This is a genomic window from Aquimarina algiphila, assembly GCF_007489275.1.
In the GTDB taxonomy this organism is placed as follows: Bacteria; Bacteroidota; Bacteroidia; order Flavobacteriales; family Flavobacteriaceae; genus Aquimarina; species Aquimarina algiphila.
Genome location: NZ_VLNR01000124.1, coordinates 1 through 11,269 on the forward strand (window position 1 = coordinate 1; position 11,269 = coordinate 11,269).

At 34.8% G+C, this 11,269-nt stretch carries 10 protein-coding genes; 9 read left to right on the forward strand and 1 reads right to left on the reverse strand.

Annotated elements, in window-relative coordinates:
* Window positions 1-123: 123 nt before the first annotated feature.
* The 3 genes from FOF46_RS32860 to FOF46_RS29885 all read left to right on the forward strand — a co-directional run bounded on the left by FOF46_RS32860 (window position 124) and on the right by FOF46_RS29885 (window position 4,305).
* On the forward strand, window positions 124-2,610 hold the full coding sequence (locus FOF46_RS32860; protein WP_478209728.1) for a DUF6443 domain-containing protein: 2,487 nt from the start codon (window positions 124-126) through the stop codon (window positions 2,608-2,610).
* Window positions 2,611-2,757: 147 nt separating this feature from the next.
* The gene (locus FOF46_RS29880; RefSeq protein WP_143919095.1) at window positions 2,758-3,843 is read left to right on the forward strand and encodes an RHS repeat domain-containing protein; all 1,086 of its coding nucleotides are present in this window, start codon (window positions 2,758-2,760) and stop codon (window positions 3,841-3,843) included.
* A 6-nt stretch (window positions 3,844-3,849) separates the two neighbouring features.
* Window positions 3,850-4,305: a hypothetical protein gene (locus tag FOF46_RS29885; protein WP_143919096.1), complete on the forward strand. Its 456-nt coding sequence runs from the start codon at window positions 3,850-3,852 to the stop codon at window positions 4,303-4,305.
* A gap of 102 nt (window positions 4,306-4,407) precedes the next feature.
* Here the strand turns inward: FOF46_RS29885 and FOF46_RS29890 are convergent, their stop codons facing one another.
* Complete coding sequence (locus FOF46_RS29890; protein ID WP_143919097.1) at window positions 4,408-4,737, reverse strand: helix-turn-helix domain-containing protein; 330 nt, start codon at window positions 4,735-4,737, stop codon at window positions 4,408-4,410.
* A gap of 142 nt (window positions 4,738-4,879) precedes the next feature.
* Between FOF46_RS29890 and FOF46_RS29895 the strand changes: the two genes are divergently transcribed.
* From FOF46_RS29895 to FOF46_RS29915, 6 genes are all read left to right on the forward strand, one after another.
* Window positions 4,880-6,460, forward strand: a complete 1,581-nt coding sequence (locus FOF46_RS29895; protein ID WP_143919098.1) for a hypothetical protein — start codon at window positions 4,880-4,882, stop codon at window positions 6,458-6,460.
* Between the two features lie 48 nt (window positions 6,461-6,508).
* The gene (locus FOF46_RS29900) at window positions 6,509-7,426 is read left to right on the forward strand and encodes a tyrosine-type recombinase/integrase (protein WP_143919099.1); all 918 of its coding nucleotides are present in this window, start codon (window positions 6,509-6,511) and stop codon (window positions 7,424-7,426) included.
* The gene (locus FOF46_RS29905; RefSeq protein ID WP_143919100.1) at window positions 7,423-8,313 is read left to right on the forward strand and encodes a tyrosine-type recombinase/integrase; all 891 of its coding nucleotides are present in this window, start codon (window positions 7,423-7,425) and stop codon (window positions 8,311-8,313) included. The genes FOF46_RS29900 and FOF46_RS29905 overlap by 4 nt, the downstream gene beginning before the upstream one ends.
* An 18-nt stretch (window positions 8,314-8,331) precedes the next feature.
* Window positions 8,332-8,484 (forward strand): hypothetical protein, encoded by a 153-nt coding sequence (locus tag FOF46_RS31955; protein WP_167572013.1) that lies wholly within the window; start codon window positions 8,332-8,334, stop codon window positions 8,482-8,484.
* 980 nt (window positions 8,485-9,464) lie between these two features.
* Window positions 9,465-10,625 carry an RHS repeat-associated core domain-containing protein gene (locus FOF46_RS29910; protein WP_244299805.1) on the forward strand — a complete coding sequence of 387 codons (1,161 nt, stop codon included), beginning with the start codon at window positions 9,465-9,467 and terminating at the stop codon, window positions 10,623-10,625.
* 2 nt (window positions 10,626-10,627) lie between these two features.
* The gene (locus tag FOF46_RS29915) at window positions 10,628-11,086 is read left to right on the forward strand and encodes a hypothetical protein (RefSeq protein WP_143919102.1); all 459 of its coding nucleotides are present in this window, start codon (window positions 10,628-10,630) and stop codon (window positions 11,084-11,086) included.
* Window positions 11,087-11,269 lie beyond the last annotated feature (183 nt).

Sequence of the window (11,269 nt, forward strand, 5' to 3'; positions counted from 1 at the left end):
AATAAAATTATATATAGCATAGTGATGCTACTTATGGGATTGCAGGTACAGGCCCAGGTAGTGTTGTCTGATAAGAATTATGTCCATACCACTGTTCCTCAAACTGCAGTAAAGATTGCTGATATGGAGAATGTGAGTTGTGCCAATGCTAATGATGTAGATAACACCATCGAGAGTGTCACCTACTATGATGGTCTGGGAAGACCCATACAGCAAAGAGCCATCAAAGCCTCTCCAACAGGTAAAGATATTGTGACCCATATGCAATATGATGCTTATGGTAGACAAGACAAACAATATCTTCCTTTTGAGGCGAACAATACTGTTGGAAGTTATAAAACCGTAGATGTCAATATTGATATCAATGCGTATTATAAAAATACGTATTCAGACGACTTTCCTGGGATTACGACCAATCTGGGAGATGTTAATGCTTATAGTGAAAGTGTGTTTGAGGCCTCCCCTTTAAACAGGGTTACAGAACAAGGTGCACCCGGAAAAGCATGGAAAGCTGATCCCAACAGTGATACCGATCATACCATCAAATTTGATTGGGGTATCAATGCAAGTAATGAAGTAGTGAATTTTACTGTAAGCTTTACAGGAGGTGATACCGAAAAGCCAGAACTGGTACAAAACAATCATTATGCTCCCAATCAATTAGTGGTAACCATCACCAAAGACGAGAACTGGACACCCGCAGATGGAGACTTACATACGACCAAAGAATATAAAGACAAACAAGGTAGAGTAATCCTGAAGAGAACCTATGCATCGACACCTTCAGCACCCTCAGAAGCACATGATACCTATTATGTCTATGATCGTTTCGGGAATCTTACTTATGTGATTCCACCAAAAGTGATCACCGCAGATGAAGTAAGTACCACAGAGCTTTCCGAATTATGTTACCAATACACATACGATCACAGAAATAGATTAATAGAAAAGAAAATCCCGGGAAAAGGAAAGGAATATATTATCTATAACACATTAGATCAACCTGTACTTACCCAGGATGCAAATCTAAGAGCAAAAAACAGATGGCTATTCACTAAATATGATGCTTTTGGGAGAGTAGTCTATACCGGATTAATAGAAAATGGAAGTACAGTAGCTTTACTACGTAGTCGAGTGAGTTCATCTACTTATGAAACTTACGAAACCAAAACAACAAGCCCAATCACCATTGCAGGGACACCAGTATATTATACCAAAGATGCATATCCTGTAAGTATATATAAAGTACTTACTATTAATTATTATGATGATTATACTTTTGATATCGATGGATTAACAAATCCCGGAACTGTATATGGAAAAACGATTGATACCAATATCAAATCTTTACCTACTGGAAGCAAAGTGAGGATATTAGACACCAATGATTGGATTACCACAGTAACCTATTATGACAATAAAGCAAGACCTATATATGTAGGGAGTAAAAATGACTATCTAAACACGACGGATATCATAGAGAGCAAACTGGATTTTGTCGGTAAAATAGAAGAAACCACTACCCGACATACCAAAGGTAGTAATGCTACGATTGTAACCATTGACAAATTTGAGTATGATCATATGGGGAGACTTCTTACGCAAACCCAACAGATCAATGCACAGGATACCGAGCAGATTGTAAATAATACCTATGATGCCCTTGGACAACTGAAACAAAAAGATGTGGGAGGCACTTCGACTCCGCTCAGTGGCAGCAATGGAACCCTGAGCGTAGTCGAAGGGTTACAGAATGTTGACTACACCTACAACATAAGAGGATGGCTAAAAACCATAAACGAAGGCACAACGGCTAATGGAGATTTGTTTGGCTTTAAGATCGATTATAATGAAGGTACAAATCCACTGTATAATGGCAATATCGCTGGAACTTCTTGGCAAACCGCTAATGACAATATAAATAGAAGTTATAATTATACGTATGATGTTCTTAACCGAATCATCACAGGAATTAGTAACGATGGAAACTATAACCTGAGTAATATATCTTATGATAAAATGGGAAATATCCTATCCCTAAACCGAACAGGACATCTTAATGAAGCGGCTACTTCTTTTGGAGTAATGGATAATCTGGGATATACCTATGATGCAGGAAACAGACTCTTAAAAGTTGCAGATACAGGAAATACCACCTTTGGATTTAAAGATGGTACCAATACCAATGATGATTTTACTTATGATGATAATGGCAATATGATCACTGATCAAAACAAAGGCATTACCGGGATTACGTATAACCATTTGAACCTACCCAAAACAGTTTTTATAAGTAATAGCGTAGGAACAGGAAATATTACTTATATTTACGACGCTACTGGAGCAAAATTAAAGAAAATAGCTCCAAGTGGAAGTTCTTTAATAGAAACGGAATATGCTGGGAATTATATCTATAAGAATGACCAATTACAGTATATGTCTACGCCTGAAGGATATGCAACACCAGAAGGTACTGGATACCGATATGTGTACCAGTTCAAGGATCACCTTGGCAATACTCGTTTAAGTTATACTAAAAATGNAACTACCAATTATGTAAAGATAGCTTGGAGCATGCGGCTGGCATTAAAGACTAAATTACTATTTTAGCATGGCTGACAGATAGATGACCGATCGAACGTTCTTATTTTTTGCTTTGTAGCAAGGCAACCGCTTGAAAAAAGGGTATACCGCTTGTTTTTTTGCGTAACTGATTATACAGGGAATTATATCTATAAGAATGACCAATTACAGTATATGTCTACGCCTGAAGGATATGCAACACCAGAAGGTACTGGATACCGATATGTGTACCAGTTCAAGGATCACCTTGGCAATACTCGTTTAAGTTATACTAAAAATGATAGTGGAAATCTTGAGATTATAGAAGAGAATAATTACTATCCATTTGGTCTTACTCATAAAGGATATAACAATATTGTATCTTCACTTGGTAACTCTACTGCACAAAATTATAAATACCAAAGTCAGGAATTAAACGAAAACCTTGGTTACAATATGTATGAGTTTGAACTCAGACATTATGATGCTACTATTGGAAGATTTGTAACTACTGATCCATACGAACAATTTATGTCTCCATATTTGGCAATGGGTAATAATCCTATTGTTTCTTTTGATCCAGATGGAGGGTATTGTGTTGATGCCAATGGTAATCAAATAGCTTGTCCTGAAGGTGCAGGGGATCTTTATGATGATGTAAGGGATAGTGAAACAAACCATATTGAGATTTTAGACGAAGCTCAAGTTGGTGGAGGAAGTAGTGAAGAAGAATCTTCTTCTGAAACTGCAAGCTACGGTGGAAGTAAAGGACAAAAAGTTTTACCTGCTATAGGAGATTTAAGTGGTTTTTCTAAGTTCAGGGCAGAGTTTCAAGAAAATATCTTAGATGGTAGATCAACTAATATTGATGGAATAACTTATCCAGTTGATGCAAGTGGTCGTATTAGTGGTATAGGAATTATTGAAGCTACTGCAAATTTACCTTTTGGACCAGGTGGAGCAAAAAACCTTGCTAATCTTAGACCTAAAAGTATAAGTCTACCATCCTTGAAAAAAATAAATATAGATATGGATCATATAATAAGTGGCCATACCATAGGAGGTTCTAGAGCTTCAAGTATAAAAACTTTATTTGGACAGAACTCATCACCAAAGCAAATTGAAAGAATGATTAAGACTGCATATTCGAATGCTAAAAAAATCAAAACACAAGGGAACAGAGTTAAGTTAAGAGGAACTTCTAGTGATGGTACTATTATTGAAATTTGGCTTAATAAAGTAACTAGAACTATAGAAACCGCCTATCCTTTAAAACACTAATGTTAAATGGAATTACTTATAGAGGTAGATACAATATCCACAAACAACAACTCAATATTCGGAATAGTCTATTTTAAAGAGAATGACTTTGTTTTCCCTGATAAGAGTTGGAATGATTTTGTTGTGGTAACAACAGGATGGTGGTGTTCAAACATTCTTAAATTACTCAATAATGAATCTATTTGTGAAGATTTGTCCTTTATGGATGGTCCTTATACACTTAGAGCTAAATATGTTGAAGAAGGGGTTTTTGAATTAGTTTGTATTGAACAAGACGATATTGTTTTAGAAGTATTCAAAGTTGCTATTAATGAATTTGTTACAGATTTTCTAAAGAAAGTAAATTCACTAATTAGACAGCTTCAAGTTATGAAAATAAAAAATGAGGATGTAAAGCAACTTGAAGACAACTATACAAACCTTCAAAGAATTTTCAATGGTTACCAAGTAAGAGCATTATAATTATTAATATATCTATACTAGTTCGAGTTTTTAACTCGGACTTCCATAAGAGTAAGAAATAAATGATAAGAAACAGTCATCTAGAAATAGGTGGCTGTTTTTTTATGCATAAGTGTTACGAGCTTTTGCATCCCGTATCAGCGCATTGATAGTAGTTATGATATGTTGATGATCTTCATTTTTAAGTTTTTGTAGACTTGTAATGATATCAACGGTATTTTTATCGAGTTCTACATCAGAGAGACCAGTTAAGTAATCTAATGATACTTCTAAAGCTTCTGCAATCTTAGTAGCAATCTCTACAGATGGTTTTACTTCATCACGCTCATAGCGTCCAATTATTGGAGCATGAGCACCAATCTTCTTGGCAAGTTCATCTTGTGAAATCTTTTTCTTTTTACGGGTGCTTAATAAACGTTCTCCAAACAACATAAGTTCTAATTAGATCAATAAAATCAAGTATTAAGCAAATATATAAAACATAAATTATCTATGTAAATGAAATATTGTTTGATTAGTTAGAACATATTTTATACTTTTGAACAATATATGTTCTACAATAAACTTTTCAACAATGTTAGATACGACCAACCCGCATAACTACAGTTACATCACAAAAGAGTTAGAAATCCATATTCTAGGCGGGATCAAGTTTACTAATCTAGAACGTATGCGTGTCACATTAAGCATACAAAAACCAAATAATCACAATGTACTGCGGCATAGTATTGACTTGTATAATGACAATACGATAGAACGATTAGTCAGAAAAGTAGCAGAACGTATAGAAATCGGCACATCCATAGTGAGACAATGCCTCCAAGAGCTTACCGCAGCACTAGAACAATACAGAATCGATCAACTAGCCAAAGAGAATGAAGCAAACCAGATACAATTAAAAGTATTATCTACAAAAGAGCAACAAGCAGCAGAAACCTTCCTAAAATCAAAAGACTTACTAAAAAACACCAATGAACTCATTGGTAAATCTGGTGTGATTGGAGAAGAAACCAACCGATTATTAATGTACCTGATCTTTACCAGTCGTAAAACTAGTAATCCATTACATTGTATAAGCCTTGGTAGTTCAGGAGTTGGTAAAACACATTTACAAAGTAAAGTTGCAGAACTCATCCCCGATGAAGACAAAGTAGAAATTACCGTACTCTCTGCTAATGCATTTTACTATTTTAATCGTACAGAATTACAACATAAGTTAATCTTAATCGAAGATTTAGACGGTGCAGAAAGTGTACTCTACCCTTTACGGGAGTTACAATCTAAAAAGAGGATTACAAAAACCGTAGTTCATAAAGATAAAAAAGGAACAACTAAAACCATACATCTAACCGTAGAAGGTCCTGTATCTGTTGCAGGCTGTACCACACAAGAAAGCATATACGAAGATAACAGCAACAGAAGCTTCCTGCTCTATATCGATGAATCTAGCCAGCAAGATAAAAAGATCATGCATTATCAAAGGTTATTATCGGCAGGCAAAGTAAATAATGATGATGAATTTATCGCAGCTAGGTTTTTACGGGATGTACAACGAATCTTACAACCTATCAAAGTGATTAATCCGTATGCAGAATACTTAGAGCTTCCCGAATCTGTATTTAAACCTAGAAGAACCAATAGCCACTATTTACAGTTTATTGAAGCTGTTACTTTTTACTGCCAGTATCAGCGACCAAAAAAATATGATGAGCAAACAGGTGAAGAATATATAGAAACCACCATCGAAGATATACAGCAAGCTAATGAACTGATCAAAGAAACATTGCTACGTAAAAGTGATGAAATCACAGGAGTATGCCGTAATTATCTGGAAGAACTTAAAAAATACCTACATCAGAATACACAAACCACTTTTACAGCTTTAGAAATCCGCAGAAGGTTAAAAGTAAAAAAGACTACACAATGGAGGTATCACCAGCAGTTGCAAGATAATTACTACATCAAAAAACAACGTAAGAAAAAAGGGGAAACGATTATAAGGTACGAAATCACTAACCCTAATGAATATAAAGAACTAGAACAACAGATATCCAAAGCATTACAAGAATGTATTACTAATATAGATCGTTCCACTGTTCCAGAGTGTTCCACTACTAAAACGGAACAAGCAACTAAAACAAAGAGAGCAAGTTAAACTACCTTTTACCTCTCGTTCCGCAAAATCCTAAAAAACACATACCGTATGAAAAAATTAAAGCTACAAAACGATAGCTACAAGATACTATTGTCTGATTTTAAGGACTGGTTAGACATCTTAGGTTATAACGAAAGGACAGTATATTATACCCCAATCTTTATACGAGAGTTCTTCCATTGGTTAGAAAGTCATGATATCCAACGCTTAGAACAAATTACTATCGATACTGTAAAAGCCTATTATAAATACTTAGGAGAACGCAGTAATCAACGTACAAGTGGAGGACTAAGCAAAGCCTATCTTAACAAACATCAAAATGCCCTTAGAAAATTTAGGGAATACCTAAAAAAGCATGGAGCCAGAACCTTTAAAATACACCTCCGGTTAGAAAAGAAAGAAAGTGCTATCAAAGATATCCTTACCCAGTCAGAAGTCAAACAACTCTTTGAAGTGACCAGTTACAGTAGTAAACATGAACGAACACGATTACGGGACAAAGCTATCCTTGTACTATTATACAGTTGTGGGTTACGAAGAAAAGAAGCGGTCAGCCTTGATATTGGTGATATCCTTTTTGATGCAGGACGTGTTTTTGTTAGACAAGGTAAAAACTATAAAGAGCGTTACATACCCATCAACAAACATAACTTACGAATCTTAGAAGACTATATCTATGAAGCACGACCCATGTATAACGGTAGTCATGGTACAGAAGCTTTGCTTATCAACAAATACGGGAATAGATTAAGAGGTAATTGTCTGGCAAAAAGATTACATCATCTATTAACCCTTGTAGATGATCAAACTTTAAGAGAAAAACATATTACTCCACATTGTCTTAGGCATAGTATTGCAACCCATCTGTTACAACAAGGCATGCGTATAGAAGATATACAACAGTTTTTAGGGCATAGCTCTTTAAAATCCACACAGATATACACACACTTACTCGAATTATTATGAAAGATTATTATACCTATTTAGAGGAATTACAACATAGTGAGCGAACCATCAAAACCAACGTTTACAATATTGATAAACTTAAACAATGGTGCAAATCCAAACGTACCAAACCAGAAAACCTAACTTATAAGCAATTACTCAACTATATCAATCATCTAAAAACTACGAATCAACCCCAAACCATCAATAGGCATATCTGGGCAATCAAACATTATTGTAACTACCTGATAGAACAAGGGTATCAAACAGATAACATTGCAGATGATCTTAAAATACGAGGAGAACGTAAAAAAGTGTTCCATAACTTGCTGACCAGTGATGAACTCGAAGACCTGTTTTACAGTTATGAAACCGATAAGATATGGAAGGATAATTTTTATTACAAAGCCACTGCAAAACGTAATAAAATGGTAGTGGGATTACTCGTCTATCAAGGATTATTAAGCAATAACTTTAAATCGTTAGAAGTACAGCACGTAGACCTACGCAAAGGAACTATCTATATCCCAAGTACAAGGAAAAATGCATGGAGAAAACTAGCCTTAAAACCCTGGCAAATTATAGAACTAAAAGAATACATAGAAGAAGTACGACCTATCCTGCAAGATCATATCGGTACAAATGATGAAAAGCTGTTCCCTTTAAATACACCACAGTTCAATACCATTTTACATCCGATCCTAAAAAAGCTAAAAACCTACAATCAAAAGGTCACTAACAATACTCATATCAGGGCAAGTGTGATTGTAAACTGGTTGGGACAGTATAATATTAGAAAAGTACAACAAATGGCAGGGCATAGACATATTAGCTCTACAGAATCCTACAAACAGGATAATCTAGAAAGCCTGCATGAAGCTATTAATCAGTTCCATCCTTTAAGTTAAACTACAAAATCCATCCTTATGAAAATAGAACTTATCATTACTGACAAAGAAGAATTAAGTTATTTACAAAGTTCATTAGCCGCAGCGATACATGAGTTAACTGTATCAGAAAAGAACCATGAAGATAGTATTTATTGGTTATCACAAATCTTGCTTTTATCATACGAGTAGTATAATAACCAAGTGACTCCTTACAGTCGAATCATTATTATGGGCGCAGACAAAAAAGTCTTTGCCCATAAGCTGTTATAAGGTGTTCCTTCGTCACGCCGCAAGCTATTTTTTGTTATTCCACAAGTGCAGAAAAAAGCACTTGTTCCATACCATTACAACTTCCTCACCTTCGGTCGTCAGTCTCCACTACAAACAAATAGCCTTGCTCTGTTCCTCTCTCACCCGTAGCTCTTTTTTTGTATGATTAATGAACGCTAACGCTATGAATTTACATATACAAAACCGCTACTTCATGGGCTACGCCGCTTGGTCGCTGCCTAGCCAATTATTTATGTTGAAGTTAATATCTGATAAAGAAGAAAACATAAAAATCGTCTGGCACACAAACCACTATGTTCTCTTTTGTGTGTCGGCTGCTCCTCTCCGCTTCGGCTACGCCTTTGTTCTGCACGCATGCAGCTTATCTTCAATCGCCAGATGGCTATGATTAATCTTAAAGCTGAAGGTCAACCGCAACTGCCGTTGCGCACTTCAACTTCAACAATAATCGTTCTTACTCGAAACGGAAACATATTTTAAGAAAAAGCGGAATGCGGTGGCTAAAGCTGCTGGTCTTCCGCTTTTTATTAAAATACTAGCCTTAATGGCGATTGAATGACCCCACAACGCTTGGGATCACGTCTACGACACGATAATAGTGGTATAATATTATAATATTGACTTAAAAGATAGCCTGTTAGAAGTCAAAATCTTCAATGTTAGCAGTTGGTGTGCGGCTATTTTATATAATTGCGTTATAGACCCTGAGTATGCGAAGAGCGGCTATAACTACCAATTATGTAAAGATAGCTTGGAGCATGCGGCTGGCATTAAAGACTAAATTACTATTTTAGCATGGCTGACAGATAGATGACCGATCGAACGTTCTTATTTTTTGCTTTGTAGCAAGGCAACCGCTTGAAAAAAGGGTATACCGCTTGTTTTTTTGCGTAACTGATTATACAGGTAATTACATCTATAAGAATGGGCAACTTGAGTTCTTTAACCACCCAGAAGGGTATGTAGAGAAAGAAGCGGATGGATATAAGTATGTGTATCAGTACAAAGATCATCTTGGTAATATTAGATTATCTTATAAAGATGCTGATAAAGATGGTACAATCACTACTTCAGAGATCGTAGAGGAAAAGAATTATTACCCTTTTGGACTACAACATAAAGGATATAATAATACTGTGTTATCAGAGCATCCATATGGGTATAATGGTAAAGAAGAGAATGATGAATTAGGTCTTGGAACTTTAGACTTTGGTGCTCGTAATTACAATCCAGATTTAGGTAGATGGATGAATATTGATCCATTGGCAGCTCGTTATGATGCTTATTCTCCTTATTCTTTTACAATTAATAACCCTATATATTTTGTTGATCCTGATGGAAAACAAATAATTATATATTATAATTATGGTGGTAAAGAAAGAGAGTATGAGTATAGCTACAAAGAAGGCAGAAGTACTAAGGGCTTACCTAAGTTTTTAGCAAATGCTCTAACCGCATTAGATGGTTTATACGAAGCTTCAAATATTGATACTACTGGTGATGGTGAAAATGATACCAATGTATTAGATGCTTTGATCGAAAGCGATAAAGAGCTTTCTATAGTTGACAGCAAAGGGAAAAGTTCTAAATTTGCTAAAGGTAGAAGTCAAAAAGGAAGAAATAGACAAATAGGAACTATAAGATTTAACCCTAACGAAGGGGTTTTGTTTGACGATGTTAATGATAGTACTTCTGATGTTTTGCAAGAACAGTTGAATAGTAATTCTCTTCCCGAAACGGCGAAAGTAAATTCTCCTACCTCATTATTAGGTCACGAATCATTACATGCTTGGAATTTTTTGACAAGAGAACAAACAACTACTAGTGATGGTAGTTATAGTAATAGTTACCGAGATCGACAAAGTGATAAATCGACACAAAATGAAACACCTGCTTTTAGTAACGGTGAAGAAAAGAGAGCGACTACTTTATCTAAACAAATAAACAGAAACTTAGGAGAAAATCCGAGGAATAATTACCGAGGAATAGGAGTACCTGTTCAAGGAGTAAGAAGTAATAAAATTAAAAAAGATAAATAACTATGCGTAAATATAAAATTACAGGGATTCTTCTCATATCTATAATTTTGATTACTTGTGTTTCTTTTAATCTGAATAAGAATAAGCAAACAGAAAGTCCTAATAATGTTATTGAAGTGTATAAGTTTTTAGGTTTAGATACCTATCCTTTTTCTATAACTGAGGAGATGTTTTGGGAAAATAAAAATTTGGAACATGTTAAAATGAATATGCCAGATATTTTTATTGAAGGTATTGTAAAAGATGTACAAAAAACAGAGCAAATAAAACACAATGGATTAAGCGAAGACTTTGATTTTGCTTTTGTTACTACAAATAATCAAGATACAATCTACGCCTCGTTAATCAAAAATTTATGGACTTTAAAGAAGAATGGGAAAATTGAATATTATAGAGATAATGATGAAGACTTAAAAAAAACATTACAAGAATATTCTTCTTTTTTCTCTAATTGTTGGTAATCAAATATTATATTTTATAAGAGATCAGCAAAATCCAGATAGCTCGGATTTTCAATCATAAGTGTTCGAAACCTTTATGTTGAGTTTATTATTTCATTAATTTTATTAGGATCTCCGCCACATTTTAGGATGATATCTTTGATTATTAATACTTCCAGTTCATTTGCAAATTTTAATTTTGGA